This is a genomic window from Metabacillus sp. SLBN-84 (assembly GCF_053629595.1).
Window position 1 is genome coordinate 621,118 of record NZ_JBRJIP010000001.1, and the last position, 16,903, is coordinate 638,020.

Genomic DNA, 16,903 nt, shown 5'->3' on the forward strand with positions numbered 1-16,903 from the left:
TGGGAATTCTATATAGTGGAGGTGTTACACATTGAAAGTATATGAAACGATAAAGAACATGATCAAGCTCTCCGCTGACGGTGAACCGAAAACTCCGCTGCATGTGGGAGAAGTAATGGCTCTTTGGACATTGCTGACCCTGATGGAGGAGGCAGTCGTATTTTACGGCGTCTTTTTAAATACAACAACAGATACTGAGCTTGTTAAGCAAATTGAAACGGGGAAAAATGATACGAGCGAGGTCATCACAAAGCTTAAGGAGTTCTTCATAGCAGAAGGTGTTCCTCTTCCTCCCACTTCAGAGGAAAAACCATCTTCAGAACAGGGTGACGTTCCCTTCGGCGTCCGTTTTACAGACAATGAAATTGCGAACTTCCTGAGTGTTAAGACGGCTACATATATTACATTCTGCGGAACCGCTCTCGCACAATCTGTTAGAAACGATGTGTCTGTGATGTTTTTATCTTATTTAACGGCGGTTATTCAATACAGCGTAAACCTGAAAACACTTATGATCCAAAGAAGCTGGCTCAAGGTGCCGCCTTATTTCCAGCCGCCGGGTCTGCCGAAAAATACATAGAATCAAGTCGGGCTGCTTCTCTTTATTGGCAGCTCTTTTCAATGGACTTTTTTACATATCGAAATCAGAAAAACAAGTATATACTTGGGAGTAGAGGAGGAATGCTCCGTGAAAAAAGCCGTACTGAGCGTAAATGGCCTGAACAAGGCAATTGGGGATAAACAGCTGCTTTATAATGTAAACCTGACTGTATACGAAGGAGAATTATTCGGTCTGCTGGGCCCGAATGGCTCCGGGAAGACAACACTGATTCGATCTGTTCTTGGTCTCGTGAAAAAGGACGAAGGTGAAATATCTGTCAGCGGGTATTCCATTAAGACACATTTTGAAGAGGCGATGAACCATGCCGGGGCAATCGTTGAGAATCCTGAATTTTATCCATTCATGACAGGATTTCAAAACCTGACTCACTTTGCCTGTATGCATGAAAATATAGATGAAGGCAGAATAAAAGAAGTTGTATCGCTCGTGAAGCTGGGTCCTGCCATTCACGATAGGGTTAAGACCTATTCCCTCGGAATGAGGCAGCGTCTCGGGATTGCACAGGCTATTTTACATAAACCGAAATTGCTCATTCTGGATGAGCCGACAAACGGGCTTGACCCTGCCGGAATCAGAGAGCTAAGGACGTATTTGAAAGAACTTTGTACAAAAGAGGGAACGGCCGTCGTGATTGCCTCTCATCTGCTGAAAGAAGTAGAGGATATGTGCTCCCGTGCCGCCATCATACAAGATGGTGAAATTCTTGCTGTTCAGGAAATCGGCAGCCGTGAGGGGGAGCTTCTGACGGTGAAGTTTGAAGTGTCCGATGCAATTCGTGCTGCGGATCTTCTAAATGATTACTCGGCTGCAGCTGAAAACAGCGAGATTGTTCTTCTTGCTAAAAGAGAAGAGATTCCGGTCATAAATAAAATGCTTTTAAATGAACAAATTGATGTGTTTGCGATCCTGCCTCTGTCCAAATCACTGGAGGAAACATTTATTGAACTGACTGGAGGCATGCCGGATGTTTAATCTACTGAAAATGGAACACCAAAAGCTGCTCTATCAGAAAAGCACAGCTGCGCTTTTTATAACGCTTGCCGTTATCAGTTTCCTGCTTGCTGCCGGTTCAAAGCAGATGTTCACAGGAGCGGGAGTGGGCGAAAACGTCATTGGCTATCTTTCCTTTTCAACAGGCACTCTATTTATCCTGCCGTTTTTCTCTCTTGTGATTGCAGGTGCCATTGTGGCAAACGAATTTAATTGGGGCACCATCAAGTTTCTTTTAATCCGTCCGAAAACCCGTTCGAAGATCCTTGCAGCTAAATTTTTGACGGCCCTTCTCTTCGGCGTCTATTTCCTGCTGGCTTACTTTCTTTTCTCTGTCATTCTTGGGCTTGTTTTCTTTGGCGCATCCGTTGCACCTGATGACAAACTGATGGCGGAAAGTATTGGTCTGCAATACTTGACAACTTTTATTGAAATTGTTCTGATTTCGGGTTTTGCCTTTATGATTTCTTCTGTATTCAGAAACAGCTCTCTTGCCATCGGGCTTTCCATCGTCCTGACGTTTTCAGGCAAAATCATGGTGCAGCTGATGGCTCACTACGGAATGAACTGGGGAAAATATATTCTTTTTGCAAACACGAATCTTAAGCAGCACCTGCAAGGAAACCGGCCGCTGTTTGAAGGGATGACACTTGGTTTTTCAATGTCCGTTCTGTTCGTTTATTTGCTCGTTTTCCTTCTGGCGGCGTGGGCAGCTTTTACTAAGAGGGATGTCTCTATTTAAATCTAAAGCCAATGGGTTAGTTACCCATTGGCTTTTTTTAGATCCTGCTGAAATGTTTTCTCAAGCCTTCTCCAATAAGATTAAACGTCAAGATCAAATAGGTAAGAGCAAGCGCTGGGAAAAAAGGAATCCAAAATCCATTGATCATATTAGACTTCGCCATGCCAAGCAGAATCGGCCAATTCAGACTTGTATTCTGCAATTCTCCGTACCCGTAGTTCAGCTGCACAAATGCCTGCGTAACGAAAATGGACAGGATGCCGAGCTGGCCGAGGAGAAGAGCGACCTTTCCCAAATCCATAAAAAAGTGGATAACAGCATCAGGCAGCAAATTCGGAAGATAGTGGCGGGAAAACAGGCCAAACGGACTGTTTCCGATTGTTACTCCGGCTTCTACATATTGCGTATGCGAGATGGACTTCATGGCCTGCTGAAACACATAGGCGACCCGGCCGACGTCTGAAAGGGAGAGAATCAGGACAATCCAATAAACACGGTGGGGGCTGAAGGTAAAGACAGGCATCGTGATAAAGAGAATGGCAGCGAACACAATCGGAAGGCTTGCTGCAAATCCGTTCAGACTGTAGATAAGTGCCCGGGCGGGACTTTTTTCAGGCAAACTGAGCAGCGCAAGCAAAATAGCCGCTCCATACCTGATGATGCTGATGAAAAGAATGAGCATCAGCGTCTCCTTTGCACCCATGATGACAAGGCTTAACAGATCCCGTCCGTCTTCATCTGTCCCAAACAGATGCTGCAGCGATGGAGGAAAGGGCGCCCTTTCAAACGCTCCGCTCTCTTTAAAAACCATTCTCTGTTCAATGATCCCCTCCTTCACAGACGGAATCACCGGACCCAGCCATGCGATAACAACAAGGACTGCGAGCATGAAGAGGCCGGATAATAGAGGGATATTCCTCATGCGCTTCCCTCCCTTGGATCAATCCATCTTTTTGCTGTTTCGCTCAAAATCTGAACAGTGAGAACCATGAGCATAAAGCAGATGCCAAATAAAATAATGACATTTGGTTCAATCGCTGTATTCAGTCCTGCGCTTAAAACAGGCGTGACATGAAAAGCTTCGAAAAGCCTGTAGGCCGCTCCTTTATAATCCGTGAGGTACTCCACAATCAGCAGATTGGACAGAAGATAAATCATCAGGGAGCCCATGTTTGTTAAAATCGGGACGAGACTGTTTTTTAGCATATGCTTGAAGGTAATCATGGCGGAAGGCAGTCCTTTTGAGCGGGCAACCGCAATATACGGCATTCCTTCCTGATCAAGAATCGAAGCCGCTGTAATTCTGCTTATGTACAGTGCCGGATAAATGGACACGAGCAAAGCGGGGTAAATAAAACTGTACCAGCTTTCGTACCCGAAAAGATCCACGTAGTCCCTGAAATAAATCAGCAGAATCCACTGCAGGGAAAGAAAGAGAAAGAAATCAGGCACCGACTGCAGCAGCCACGTAAACCCTTTACCGAAAACAAGCCGGAGGGGCCCTCCGCGTTTTGCATCATATATGCCTTTTAAGATGCCGAGCGAGAGGCTGAGAAAAAAAGCGGAAACAATCACTTTCAGACTTCTTGAAAAATATAGAACGGCTTCATCCTCAGCTGAGCGTTCATACTTTGTTAAGCCGAACGATTTTTCACGGATTATATCTGAGAAAAAACCGGTGAGATTTTCAGAATAAACAGCCCATGAAAATTCGTATTCGAAGACGACAGTCTGAGGCTTCCCTTCTGCACCGATCTCAACATCCCTCGGCAGTAGAACGGTTAAAATAAGGATGATGACAATAACGAAAAACAGCAGGATATGCCTGCTGATGACCAAAGCTGCTTGCATTTAAACACATCCATTTTCTGAGTATTGTAAAAATTTTACCATGACTTTTGATTTGTGCATAGAAGGTAAGAAAATATTTCCAAAAGTATTTGTGAAAAACTTCACAATATCACTTGCGTTTTGAAAGAAGCGGAGATATAATAAAGTCATAAAGAATTTGTGAATTACTTCACAATATAATGTGAAAATCTTCACAAACTCAACAAGTTACTCTCAGGGAGGAATTGCTTTATGAAAATCGCAGTTATCGGATGTACACATGCTGGAACGGCAGCTGTTTCAAATATGGCTAAGCTTTATTCGGATGCAGAAATAACGGTTTATGAGAAAAATGATAATGTTTCATTTCTCTCTTGCGGCATCGCCCTTTATGTAGGAGGAGTCGTTGAGGATGCGCAGGGGCTTTTCTATTCATCACCCGGAGAACTTGAAAAAATGGGGGCAGCGATGAAAATGAGACATGCTGTCACGGCCATTGACAGCGAATTAAAAACTCTGACGGCACAAAACCTGGAAACGGGCGAAGAAGTTGTCGACACGTATGATAAATTAATTATGACGACAGGATCCTGGCCGATTGTTCCGCCGATTGAAGGAATTAATCTTCAGAACATCGTCCTTTCTAAAAATTATCAGCATGCCAATACCATTATTGATAAAGCGAAAGAAGCGAAAAAAATTACGGTTGTCGGCGCAGGCTATATCGGCATTGAACTTGTAGAAGCGTTCGAATCATACGGTAAAGAAGTCACGCTGATCGACAGCGCGGACAGAGTCCTGAGCAAATATCTCGACGCAGAATACACCGAAGTTGTTGAAACGGAGTTTGAAAACCGCGGGGTTACACTCGCTCTTGGGGAAACTGTCAAACAGTTTAAAGGCGAAAATGGGAAAGTGACAAAGGTTGTGACAACCCATGGTGAGTATGAATCGGACCTGGTTGTTCTCTGCATCGGATTCAAGCCTAATACAGAACTGCTCAAAGGACAGGTGGAAATGCTTGATAACGGGGCAATTATCGTGAATGAATACATGCAGTCAAGCAATGAAGATATCTTTGCAGCCGGTGACAGCTGTGCGATCCGCTACAACCCGACCGGAAAGCACGCGTATATTCCGCTTGCAACCAACGCTGTCCGAATGGGGACTCTTGCTGCAAGAAACCTGGTTAAAAAGACGATTAAATATATGGGAACACAGGGTACCTCAGGTATTAAAATCTATGATCAGAACATCGCATCAACCGGGATGACCGAAACGGCTGCTTCTCTTGCGGACATGAATGTGAAAAGTATCACAATCTTAGAAAACGACCGTCCGGAATTCATGCCAACCTACGAACCTGTTACGCTGAAAGTTGTGTATGAGGAAGAGACACGGAGAATTGTCGGTGCACAAGTCATGTCCAAAGCAGACCTGACTCAATCCATCAACACACTGTCTGTCTGCATTCAAAACAATATGACCATAGATGAGCTTGGATTTGTCGACTTTTTCTTCCAGCCGCACTATAACAAGCCGTGGAACTTCCTGAATCAGGCTGGTTTGCAGGCGATCCACTCATAATTTACAAAAGGCGCTCCGAAAACAATCGGACGCCTTTTTTCTATTTTCTAAAGCACCAGGTTCACAAGTGAAGATATAAAATGCATACTTTTGCCAGCAGACATAGAAACTAAGCTCATAGTGCCAGGAGAAGGGGTGAGCAGAGAATGTTTTCGTTTTTAAAAAAGAAGAAGAAGGAATCGGAAAAAAAGAAGCCGCCGCCTCAGAATATTGTTTCGCCGGCTGATATCAACATTCCAGTTTCTTCTCATTTTAACGTTAATATCGCAAAAATTCTTACCCATCTCGATCACACCGATGATCTTGGACAAAGGAGAATTCAGTTTCAGGGAAAGCAGGCTTTGCTTCTTTACTTTGTTCCTATGATGCAATCCGAGAAAATCAATCAGGACGTCATTGGTCCGCTGCAGCAGTCAGAATCAGGCGAAGTTGAAGACGCTGTTGCCATTGCCTCTATTACAAAAACGAAAGATATTCATGAAGGGATTCACTTTTTATGTAAAGGTGCGTGCTTGCTGTTAATTGAAGAAACAGATGTCATTTATTGCATAGATGCCGGCATCAGTCAGGCGCGGTCAATCGAACAGCCTCAAAATGAGAAGGTTATCAGAGGTTCTCATGAAGGATTAACAGAAAATCTTGATATTAACCTGAATTTAATCAGGCAGCGGATTTTAGATGGAAGTCTGGTTGTTAAATATTTACATATTGGGAGTGTATCAAGAACAAGAGTGGCAGTTGTATACTTGAATCACCTGACGAATCAGAAGCTGGTTAAGGATGTTATCACACGTCTTCAGGACATAGAAACAGATGCATTGGACTCTCCCGGAATCATTGAAGAGTCACTGGAAGAAAACCCGTTTTCTTTTTTTCCGCAGCTTTTAAATACAGAACGGCCGGATAAAATTGTGTCAAATTTACTGGAAGGAAGAGTGGCAATTTTGCCTACAGGAAGTGCTTCAGCTCTTATAACACCTGTTAATTTCTTTGCATTCTTCCAGTCTCCCGAAGACTATAACAGCCGCTCGCTGTACGGCTCTTTTTACCGGCTGATCCGAATATTGGGCTTTTTCATTGCGATCAGTCTGCCGGCATTGTATATCGCAACGATTTCATTTCACTATGAGCTGATTCCAAATGATTTGATTCTGACGGTTAAAAGCTCCCTTGAGAATGTGCCGCTTCCGCCTCTGGCTGAAGCTTTGCTCATGGTTATTATTCTGGAACTGCTGAGAGAAGCAGCTTTGCGTCTGCCTACCTCTATCTCCCAAACAATTGGTGTTGTAGGAGGTTTGGTTATCGGGACAGCAATCGTTGAAGCAAATCTCGTATCCAATATGATGATTATTGTCATCGCCCTCACTGCCATAGCATCTTTTGTTGTTCCTTCAAATGACATGAGTACAACATTGAGGCTGCTAAGCTTTCCAATGATGTTCGGGGCAGCGATTTTTGGATATTTGGGAATTGTCTTTATTTTTGTCCTGATCATTATGCATTTAAGTCTTCTTGAATCGTTTGGCACACCATATTTTTACCCTCTTGTGCCGATGCAGTTTGATAACATGAAAGATTCTGTTCTGCGCATGCACCACTGGTATATGAATGACCGTCCAAGAGATACAATGCCGCAAAGAATCAGGCGCCAAAAATCAATGAGGAAATGGGCGGGACAAAAGAAATGAAGCATACGATTACGCATAAGCAGCTTCTGTTTCTTGTCCTTCAGACCCAGATCGGAATCGGTGTTTTATCCCTGCCCTATAACCTTTATAAAACTGCAGGCAAGGATGGGTGGATATCTGCATTAATAGCCGGTGCAGCCGCACAGATTGTCATCCTGTTATTTTGGCTGCTTGTGAAGAAATTTCCCGCACACAGTCTTTTTGACATCAATAAACGGCTCCTCGGCAAACATATGGGAACCTTCTTAAATTACGGCTACATTATTTTCTATATTTTCCTGTCAAGTTTGATTGCTGTTTTGTATGTCAACGTTCTGAAAAGGTGGATCTATCACTTTACGCCAGCCTGGGTGCTGATTTTGCTGCTTTCTGCAGTAGCACTCTACTTTGCAAAGGAAGACATCCGAAAATTAGCCAGGTTTTATGTGCTTGTCTCTATTTTGCTAATTTTCTTGTTTCTTTTGACCCTCAATGCCTATAAAACGGTGGATATCCGCTATGTATTTCCAGTTGGAGAAAGCGGAATTGTAAAGATTCTGCTTGGCAGCAAAGAGGCGATTATGTCCTACATGGGATTTGAAATCCTGCTGTTTCTCTATCCGTATGTAGAAGGGAAGCCTGCTCAGAGCCTGAAAATGGTGTCCCTGAGCAACCTCATTGTCACTCTATTCTATTCGTACATTACGTTTACAAGCCTTATCTTTTTCAGTCCAAAAGAGATGCCGATCGTACCCGAGCCAACGCTTTATCTGCTGAAGGCTATTTCATACTCTGTTGTCGAACGTGTGGATCTGGTGTTTCTCGCCATTTGGGTTGTTTCGGTTATTACATCAGGACTGATGTATATTTACATTGCAAGCAAGGGCATGCAGAACGTTTCCGGAAAAAAAAACCATCGTCCGTTTGTTCCTGTCGTTGTTTTTGCTGTCACTGTGCTGGCATTAACTCCTGCTAAAAGTGACCGGCTCACAGAAAAGCTTGCCGACATTGTCAACATGTCTTCGCTGGTTTTTGTGTTTGCAATCCCTGTCATCCTTCTCCTTCTATCATTTGTCAGAAAGGGGAAAACGAAAAATGAACAAGCTTAAGCAGCTGTTTTTAGCCGGGCTGTCGGTGATGCTGTTAAGCGGGTGCTGGGACCAAAAACTTTTGAAAAATACGGTGTTTATGTCCGCAACCGCTTTTCAGGTAAAGTCGGAAGATGAGGTTTTAGTTACCACTTCTATTCATACGTATACAGCGAAGGAGCAGAGGCCGGTCAACAAAACGTATTCAGTGGTTGCAAAATCAACCCGTGATTCAAAAATCAAATTGAATCAAGAGACCTCAGGTTTTTTAATGACTGCTAAAAACAAGGTTTTCCTGCTGCAGGATGATCTGGCCAAAAAGGGTCTTCTTCAATTCGCAGATGTTCTCTACCGTACGCCTGAAAGTCCGCTCAACGGAAAATTTATCATTGTGGAGAAGGACCCGAAGGCCATACTGGAGCTACAGAAGGTAGGAGATGAGCTGATTGGGGAAAACCTTGACGGATTAATCAAAACTATGGAGTTTGAATCAGCTGTGCCAACTGAAACCATTCAATCCATCTGCACCATTTTATTTGATGAAGGAAAAGGCTTAATGCTTCCTTATATGAAGCTTAATGAAAGCAATCAGGCAGCAGAGATCACAGGCGCCGCACTTTTCCACAAAGATAAATTTACCGGTGTGACGATCAATACAGATCAGACGAAACTGCTGCTTGCCTTGAGCAATAAACGAAACAAAGCAATGATGATCAATGACACGATTCCGTTTAAAGATGAACAGCTGACCGTGTCCTACGAAATCTCTCATTCAAAAGGCAATCTGAAAATAGAGAAAGATGGATTGAATAAAGTAAGAGTTAAACTCCCTTTCAAAGCAGAGCTCGATATTATGGAATTCCCGCATGACCGCTTATATGAAAAAAGTGTCCTGGAAAATCTCCAAAAAGGTATCGAGAAAAAGCTTCAGAAAAATGTGGAAGAAACCCTTTCTATCATCCAAGAAGCAAACTGCGACTATCTCGGAATCGGCAGGGAACTCATTGCCTATCACCCGGAATTGTGGAAAGAACTTGACTGGGAAAAAGACTATCCTGAAATTTCAATCGAACCCGACGTGTCGGTTGAGATTGTGCACCATGGAATTATTAATTAACAGTGGACTGACAGGCGGCATAACCCGCCTGTCAGTCTCCTGTTTTTTTGTAGTGGCGTCACTCCCGCTAAGTGGTGCCACAAGTACAGGATTGGGAAGGTGAAAAGTGGCGTAACTCCGCTTAGTAGTGCCACAAGTCCAGGTGAGGAAAGGTGAAAGTGGCGTCACTCCCGCTAAGTGGTGCCACAAGTACATGATTGGGAAGGTGAAAAGTGGCGTCACTCCGCTTAGTAGTGCCACAAGTCCAGGTGAGGAAAGGTGAAAGTGGCGTCACTCCCGCTAAGTGGTGCCACAAGTCCAGAGTTGGGAAGGTGAAAAGTGGCGTCACTCCGCTTAGTAGTGCCACAAGTCCAGGTGAGGAAAGGTGAAAGTGGCGTCACTCCCGCTAAGTGGTGCCACAAGTGCAGGGTTGGAAAGGTGAAAAGTGGCGTCATTCCGCCGAGAGGTGCCACAAGTGCAAGGTTGGAAAGGTGAAAAGTGGCGTCACTCCGCTAAGTGGTGCCACAAGTTCAGAGTTGGGAAGGTGAAAAGTGGCGTAATTCCGCTAAGTGGTGCCACAAGTCAAGAGTTGGGAAGGTGAAAAGTGGCGTAACTCCCCGGAGCTAATCACCCGCCTCCGCTTTTCGTTGATGTCCAGCTCCATCAGCCAACTCCTCCGTCAGAACAAAATCGCCCAAAAAGGCAAACCCGGCCTTTTCGTTCGATTTCTTATCTGCCTATCGGAGCTAACCGGCTGATTCCGCTTTTCGTTCCTTAATTTTAGAATTTTTGATATATTAAATGTAAGAAAGAGAGAAGTGGAGGGGATGGACACAGATGAAGAACCTTGAGCAAGACTGCGGCGGGAAGGTCCTATCTCAGGAGAAGCTTGATGCGCTGAGGGAAGCATATACAAATCAGCTTGAGAATTCTCCAACTGCTTTTTTGATACATGAAGACCGGAAATGGACGTACGTTAATCCTTCTGCTGCTTCGATGCTTCAGTACGGCAGCAGGGAAGAGCTTTTAGGAAAACCCATATGGGATTCAATAGATTCCCAATACAGAGAGAACATTGAACAGAGAATTTTGGATACAGCGTGCGGGTATACACCGCCTGCGATGGAGCAGCTGTGGTATACGAAGACAGGTCATCCTGTATATGTTGAAGTGACGTCGCTCCCGAATGTATGGGGAGATACACAGGAAACCCAGGTCATCATCCGGGATATAACGGAGAAGAAACTGCTTGAGAAAGAGCATGAAGAAACGATCAGGCGCTTTCGTTTAATTACGGAGAACATGAGAGATATCGTCGGGCTGCTAGATGAAGAGGGGCTGTTCACGTATGTTTCGCCGTCCTTTAAAGAAGTGCTCGGCTACGAGGCAGAAGAGGTCATCGGATCCAGTCCGTTTAAGTTCGTTCATCCTGAGGACAGGGAACAGATTGCTGAACAATTTTATACCATGGTGACAGAAAACAGGCAGATGACGGTTGAGTACCGCTATCTTTGCAAGGATCAAACCTATATCTGGCTTGAATCTCACGGCATTCCTGTACAGGAGCAAAGCCACCTTAAACACGCCATAGTTGTTTCAAGAAATATTACACAGAGAAAGATGACCGAAGAGCGGCTGAGAAAAAGCGAGAGCAAATACAGAATCATTCTTGAACACAGCAATGATCTGATTTGTGTCGTAGATCTTGAAGGGAAATATAAGTATGCTTCCCCTTCCTACAGGAAAACCCTTGGCTATGAACCTGAGGCCATGATTGGTGAAAATGTCTTCAAGTATATAATGGAGAGTGATCATGCGCAGACGCAGGACATCATCTCCACCGTCTTTACGACAAAGGAGCCTGTCACTCTCCCTTATCATAAAATCAGCCGTTCAGGACAAGCCATGCTCTTTGAAGGAAGAGGAATGGCTGTCATGAATCAAAAAGGCGAGCCGGAAAGCATTGTGTTTATTTCGAGGGACATTACTGAAAAAAGAAAAGTAGAAGAGTATATTAAAAATTATGAAAAGCTTACGGTCTTAGGTGAACTTGCAGCAGGAGTCGCCCACGAAATCCGGAATCCCCTGACTTCGATAAAAGGGTTCTTTAAACTTTTGACTGAAAAGAACAGAGATGAAGAAGATCAGACGTATCAGAATGTTATTATTGATGAATTAAGCCGAATTGAACAGATTGTCAATGAGTTCATGGCGCTTGCGAGACCGCAGGCGATTCATTTAAAGGAACGTGCGAATATTGTTCAACTCGTAAAAGATACCGTCATTCTGCTTAATCCGGAAGCAGCTTTGAGAGATGTTCATATCGAAACGGCATTCGGTTCAGAGGAATCGCTCATTGAATGCGAACGAAATCAAATGAAACAAGTGTTTATCAATGTCATGAAGAATGCCATTGAAGCCATGTCTGATGGGGGCACTTTGAAAATCCGCGGGAGCGACATAGACGGCTCTCTTTATAAACTTACGTTTGAAGACAATGGGGCAGGCATCGATGAAAAAAGACTGAAAAAGCTTGGGACACCGTTTTTTACGACAAAAGAAAAGGGAATTGGCCTGGGTCTTACGATCAGCAATAAGATTATTACGGAGCACAATGGCGAATTTAAAATGGAAAGTGAAGTCGGAAAAGGAACTAAAGTGACCGTCCTTTTAAAAAAATAAACCTTCAGCCCGCGGGCTGAAGGTTTTTGATACTCCGGTTTTTTCACTTAAACAAATCTGCAAATTCACCGTACCCTTCCTGTTCCAGGTCCTCTGCAGGAACAAACCTGAGAGCGGCTGAATTGATGCAGTATCTCAGGCCTGTCGGCTCCGGTCCGTCGTCAAAAACATGGCCGAGATGCGAATCCCCGTATTTGCTCCGGACCTCTGTCCGCACGGTGAAAAAGCTGCGGTCTTCTTTTTCAACGATATGCTCATTAACAAGCGGCTTCGTAAAGCTTGGCCAGCCTGTTTTTGAGTCGTATTTGTCTTTTGAGCTGAAAAGGGGTTCGCCTGATACGATGTCTACATAGATGCCGTCGTCTTTTAAGTCCCAGTATTCGTTGTTATATGCTTCTTCGGTTCCGTCTTTTTGTGTCACTTCATACTGGATGTCTGAAAGACTTTCTTTAAGTTCCTGTTCAGAAGGCCTTGAGTAGACGGAATCAGCAGGAGCCTGGCCGTCATTTTCCCCCCAGACTTTTTCAAGAAACTGGTCCCTTCCTGAATTGTCCCGGTAGTATTTATATCTGATTTCATTCTTTTTGTAATAATCCTGATGATACTCCTCTGCCATGTAAAAGGTTTTGGCAGGGAGGATTGGTGTGACAATTTCTTTATCAAACCGTCCTGACTCGGCAAGCGCGGCTTTTGATGACTCCGCTTCTTTTTTCTGCTCTTCGCTGTGGAAGAAGATGGCGGTTGAATACTGCTTTCCCCGGTCGACAAACTGTCCGTCTGGATCGGTTGGATCTACCTGTCTCCAGTAAACGTCCAGAATTTCCTTATAGGAAATGGTTTTCGGGTCGTACACAATCTGGACGGATTCAACATGTCCTGTCTGACCTGATGAAACGTCGTTGTACGAAGGATTCTCTTCTTCACCGCCCGTATAACCAGAGATGACGTCCTCTACCCCGTCAAGCTTTTCAAACGGCGGTTCCATGCACCAGAAGCAACCGCCTGCGAACGTTGCCACTTCAAGGTCTTCTTCCTCATAACTCGCTTTTACAGCCGTGCTTCCAGTCGATCTAGTAAAGAGGGCTTCGCCTCCCTTGACCATGACAAAAACAAGACTTGGTATCAGCACAATCGACATGATGATTTTCGCGTTTCGTTTTTTCATATCATCCCATCCTTTACCTTTATAAAAGGTAAAACGTTAATTGAGTTAAAAAAGATCACTTTTCTATATAAAAACTACCTAATTTTTTTCAGCAGGGACAGTTTTAATGTGCTGTCTGATTACACGGGCCGCAACATGTCCAAAATGAAAAGAAAAGAAGGTGGGGCCAGTATGTCGCAAAGACGGATTTCAATCAGCCTGTTTGCGCTTTTGTTTGTTTCCTATATCGGGCTGTTTGCCTGGCAGCAGGCTGTCTTTTTTCAGAAGCATCAGTCGTTCTATGATGAGCTTCATGCTGTCATGAAATCATCAAGAGAAGGTGACTGGACAGAGGCTGCGGAAAAAGCAGAGAACGTGGAAAACATGTGGGAGCGCGGAAAGGTCATTATATCCATTAAAAGCGGAGGGACAAACCAGGCTCTCCTCAATATTTCACTCAAACAGCTGAAGGGCGCGATTAAGGAAAAAGATTTAAAATCCGCCATCCGGGAGGGTGAAACTTCAATGATGCTGTTTGAAAATCTGACCTCTGTTACACCAAGGTTTTAGGAGGAAACTATGGGCGATTTCTTAACAGATTTATCAATCTATATCATCCGCTCTGTGATTGTCATTGCCGGAACGTGGCTTGTAACCAATTTCATCGGGAAAAAATCAATCGCACAGCTGACGCCTTATGAAATAGCGATCCTATTTATCCTTTCAAATGTGGGCGCACAGCCCCTCGTGTCCATTGATACGTTCAAAACAGCGTTCGGAATGGTGATCCTTGGCATCAGTATTATCCTGATTTCAAAAGTGTCGTTATCCAAGATGTTTTACGGAATGAATGCAGAACCGGCGATTGTTATCTCAAACGGCCAGATTGACCGCCAGCAGCTTAAAAAGAACCGGATGAGTATTTATTCTCTGTTATCTATGCTGAGAGTACAGGGTTATTTTAAGGTAGAGGATGTAGAGTACGCCATATTGGAGCCGAGCGGGGATTTGTCCGTGCTGCCGAAAGTGAGCACAAGGCCGGTTACGCCGGAAGACATGAATCTTAAGCCGGAACAGGATGTTCTCTCCTATGCGGTCATCATTGACGGCGACATCAAGGAGCATGCCCTGGCGTCTGTTCAGCAGTCTAAAGAGTGGCTGATCAATGAGCTGATGGCCCAGTATAAAACAGCGAGCAAAGATGTGCTGTACGCTGAAGCCGACAGCCAGGGGAATTTATTTGCAAACATTAAAAAAAGCGGGGCGTAATGCCCCGCTTTCTTGTCTTTCAGAAATTATTTTGCGCTTCCGCTTTTCTTCTCAAGCATGGCTCTTCACTCTGCGGGAGTAAAAACGTCCGATGAAAATGACGACCGCAAGAGCCGAACCAGCTGTTAGGAGCATGCCGTCCGGAGTATGATGGCTTCCGGCGAGCTGCCATAGTTTATAAGGGATAACAGAGATGGAAGCGATAATAAGAAACCCGAGGTAGATTTTAAGTATTCCTTCTTCTTTTTTCTCGGATTGTTTTAATTTTGCAAGAGAGTCCAATGAAAAAACCAACAGAAGCAAAGCAGCAGCAATAACAGCGATATCTCCCATTTTTTCACCTCATTTATTTTTAAACAAACGTTTGATTAACCGGTTTAAGCTTGATATACGGGTCTTTTGATATGAGCAGATTTTCTTCTGTTTCTTTATTTTATCAAAAAAACCAGCTGGAAAATGGGGAGAATGAAAGGTTTATATGAACATTTCTTGAATAAAAAGGGTAAAGAAAAAGAGACGGAGGTGGAAGCATGGATTATCGTATTGAAAAAGATACAATGGGTGAGATCAAGGTTCCTGCTGATAAGTTTTGGGGTGCTCAAACACAGCGAAGCAAAGATAATTTTAAGATTGGGACAGAGCGTATGCCGATGGAGATGATTGATGCATTTGCGGTTCTAAAGAGAAGTGCCGCTAAGGTGAACAGCAGCCTTGGCATGCTGAGTGAAGCGAAGGAGCAGGCGATTGTTCAGGTGTGTGATGATATTCTGGCGCGGAGACTGGACGGACATTTTCCTCTTGTTGTCTGGCAGACCGGAAGCGGTACCCAGAGCAACATGAACGTCAATGAAGTCATCGCGAACAGGGCAAATGAGCTCTTGAGAGGGACGGATGAGACCGTTCATCCAAATGATGATGTGAATATGGGGCAGAGCTCCAATGATACATTCCCAACAGCGATGCACGTGGCAGGAGTGCTTGCTGTCTTTGATTCTCTTATTCCCGCGATTGATAAACTCTATCTGACACTCTTGAATAAATCAAAGGAAAATGAAGATGTCGTGAAGATTGGGAGAACCCACCTGCAGGATGCTACACCGCTTACTCTTGGCCAGGAAATCAGCGGCTGGGTTCACATGCTTCACAAGTCCAAGGACATGATCAGGCTTTCCGTTGAAAAGATGCGCGATCTTGCCATCGGCGGAACGGCGGTAGGAACCGGTATTAATGCGCATCCTGATTTCGGAAGGCTTGTGGCAGAGGAAATCAGTCTATACACAGCTACAAAATTCCAAACTTCAGAAAATAAGTTTCATGCACTCACCAGCCATGACGAAATCGTATTTGTGCATGGTGCCCTTAAGGGTCTTGCCGCAGATTTAATGAAGATTGCAAACGACGTCAGGTGGCTCTCAAGCGGACCGAGGTGCGGAATCGGCGAAATCACCATTCCTGAAAATGAACCCGGAAGCTCCATCATGCCCGGAAAAGTCAATCCAACTCAAAGCGAAGCCATTACCATGGTCGCCGCTCAAGTAATGGGAAATGACGCAGCCATCGGCTTTGCAGCAAGTCAGGGAAACTTTGAACTCAACGTGTTCAAGCCGGTGATCATTTATAATTTTCTGCAGTCTGTCAGGCTTCTGTCCGACTCGATCCATTCCTTTAATGACCACTGTGCCATTGGCATAAAGCCAAATTTAGCAGCCATTGAGAAAAATCTGAATGAATCTCTGATGCTTGTCACAGCCTTGAACCCTCATATCGGGTATGCCAATGCGGCGAAAATTGCAAAGGAAGCCCATACAGAAGGGATGACGCTCAAAGAAGCAGCCGTAAAGCTGAACCTTCTGACCGAATCAGAATTCGATGAGTATGTAAATCCCCTTGATATGATTGGGCCGAGAGGAGAATAGACAGGTGTGCCGCTCACTAATAGAGCGGCATTTTTTATGGAAAAATATAACTTTTAGTGTATAATCACTTTTGAAGGGAGATGGAAGATTATGTCCAGGAGGATTATCGGAGCTGTACTTATTTTACTTGGTGCAATTGTTATGGCAGTCAATGTTCTGTGGTTTCAAAACCACGAACTGTACGATACTGTGAGAATCGCTTCGTTTGTCAGTTTCATAGCAGGATTTTTGCTGATTCCGAGGTATCAGGAAAGAAAGAATTCATAGTAG

16 protein-coding genes are annotated in these 16,903 nt (G+C 44.3%); 12 read left to right on the plus strand and 4 right to left on the minus strand.

The features are described from left to right. The first annotated feature begins 31 nt into the window (after positions 1 to 31). From RKD52_RS03050 to RKD52_RS03060, 3 genes are all read left to right on the plus strand, one after another. Positions 32 to 580 carry a DUF3231 family protein gene (locus tag RKD52_RS03050; protein WP_454098610.1) on the plus strand — a complete coding sequence of 183 codons (549 nt, stop codon included), beginning with the start codon at positions 32 to 34 and terminating at the stop codon, positions 578 to 580. A gap of 108 nt (positions 581 to 688) precedes the next feature. Then, a complete protein-coding gene (locus RKD52_RS03055) occupies positions 689 to 1,594 on the plus strand; it encodes an ABC transporter ATP-binding protein (RefSeq protein ID WP_454098611.1) in 906 nt (301 codons plus the stop codon). Next, complete coding sequence (locus RKD52_RS03060; protein WP_454098612.1) at positions 1,587 to 2,354, plus strand: ABC transporter permease; 768 nt, start codon at positions 1,587 to 1,589, stop codon at positions 2,352 to 2,354. Before RKD52_RS03055 ends, RKD52_RS03060 begins: the two co-directional genes overlap by 8 nt. 37 nt (positions 2,355 to 2,391) lie before the next feature. Here the strand turns inward: RKD52_RS03060 and RKD52_RS03065 are convergent, their stop codons facing one another. Together RKD52_RS03065 and RKD52_RS03070 are read right to left on the minus strand one after the other, a co-directional pair. Then, positions 2,392 to 3,276 (minus strand): ABC transporter permease subunit, encoded by an 885-nt coding sequence (locus tag RKD52_RS03065; RefSeq protein WP_454098613.1) that lies wholly within the window; start codon positions 3,274 to 3,276, stop codon positions 2,392 to 2,394. Continuing rightward, positions 3,273 to 4,205, minus strand: a complete 933-nt coding sequence (locus RKD52_RS03070) for an ABC transporter permease subunit (RefSeq protein WP_454098614.1) — start codon at positions 4,203 to 4,205, stop codon at positions 3,273 to 3,275. The genes RKD52_RS03065 and RKD52_RS03070 overlap by 4 nt, the downstream gene beginning before the upstream one ends. 231 nt (positions 4,206 to 4,436) lie before the next feature. Here RKD52_RS03070 and RKD52_RS03075 point away from each other — a divergent pair, with 231 nt between their 5' ends. From RKD52_RS03075 to RKD52_RS03095, 5 genes are all read left to right on the plus strand, one after another. Then, entirely contained in the window at positions 4,437 to 5,771 is a 1,335-nt protein-coding gene (locus RKD52_RS03075) for an FAD-dependent oxidoreductase (protein WP_454098615.1), read from the plus strand. A gap of 146 nt (positions 5,772 to 5,917) precedes the next feature. Continuing rightward, positions 5,918 to 7,459 (plus strand): spore germination protein, encoded by a 1,542-nt coding sequence (locus tag RKD52_RS03080; protein ID WP_454098616.1) that lies wholly within the window; start codon positions 5,918 to 5,920, stop codon positions 7,457 to 7,459. Further along, positions 7,456 to 8,547 carry a GerAB/ArcD/ProY family transporter gene (locus RKD52_RS03085; protein WP_454098617.1) on the plus strand — a complete coding sequence of 364 codons (1,092 nt, stop codon included), beginning with the start codon at positions 7,456 to 7,458 and terminating at the stop codon, positions 8,545 to 8,547. The genes RKD52_RS03080 and RKD52_RS03085 overlap by 4 nt, the downstream gene beginning before the upstream one ends. Beyond that, positions 8,534 to 9,643: a Ger(x)C family spore germination protein gene (locus RKD52_RS03090; RefSeq protein WP_454098618.1), complete on the plus strand. Its 1,110-nt coding sequence runs from the start codon at positions 8,534 to 8,536 to the stop codon at positions 9,641 to 9,643. The genes RKD52_RS03085 and RKD52_RS03090 overlap by 14 nt, the downstream gene beginning before the upstream one ends. An 816-nt stretch (positions 9,644 to 10,459) precedes the next feature. Next, entirely contained in the window at positions 10,460 to 12,304 is a 1,845-nt protein-coding gene (locus tag RKD52_RS03095) for a PAS domain S-box protein (RefSeq protein ID WP_454098619.1), read from the plus strand. Positions 12,305 to 12,347: 43 nt separating this feature from the next. Here RKD52_RS03095 and msrB read toward each other — a convergent pair whose 3' ends face one another. After that, positions 12,348 to 13,469 carry a peptide-methionine (R)-S-oxide reductase MsrB gene (gene msrB / locus RKD52_RS03100; protein WP_454098620.1) on the minus strand — a complete coding sequence of 374 codons (1,122 nt, stop codon included), beginning with the start codon at positions 13,467 to 13,469 and terminating at the stop codon, positions 12,348 to 12,350. A gap of 171 nt (positions 13,470 to 13,640) precedes the next feature. Between msrB and RKD52_RS03105 the strand changes: the two genes are divergently transcribed. Next, entirely contained in the window at positions 13,641 to 14,018 is a 378-nt protein-coding gene (locus RKD52_RS03105) for a DUF4363 family protein (RefSeq protein WP_454098621.1), read from the plus strand. A gap of 9 nt (positions 14,019 to 14,027) precedes the next feature. Then, positions 14,028 to 14,717: a DUF421 domain-containing protein gene (locus tag RKD52_RS03110; RefSeq protein ID WP_454098622.1), complete on the plus strand. Its 690-nt coding sequence runs from the start codon at positions 14,028 to 14,030 to the stop codon at positions 14,715 to 14,717. Positions 14,718 to 14,768: 51 nt separating this feature from the next. On the opposite strand, the gene RKD52_RS03115 is transcribed toward RKD52_RS03110, so the two are convergent. Then, positions 14,769 to 15,050, minus strand: a complete 282-nt coding sequence (locus RKD52_RS03115) for a hypothetical protein (RefSeq protein WP_454098623.1) — start codon at positions 15,048 to 15,050, stop codon at positions 14,769 to 14,771. A 197-nt stretch (positions 15,051 to 15,247) separates the two neighbouring features. On the opposite strand from RKD52_RS03115, the gene fumC reads away from it, so the two are divergent. Together fumC and RKD52_RS03125 are read left to right on the plus strand one after the other, a co-directional pair. Then, positions 15,248 to 16,633, plus strand: a complete 1,386-nt coding sequence (fumC, locus tag RKD52_RS03120; RefSeq protein WP_454098624.1) for a class II fumarate hydratase — start codon at positions 15,248 to 15,250, stop codon at positions 16,631 to 16,633. A gap of 90 nt (positions 16,634 to 16,723) precedes the next feature. Continuing rightward, positions 16,724 to 16,900, plus strand: a complete 177-nt coding sequence (locus RKD52_RS03125; protein ID WP_454098625.1) for a hypothetical protein — start codon at positions 16,724 to 16,726, stop codon at positions 16,898 to 16,900. The last annotated feature ends 3 nt before the right edge of the window (positions 16,901 to 16,903 follow it).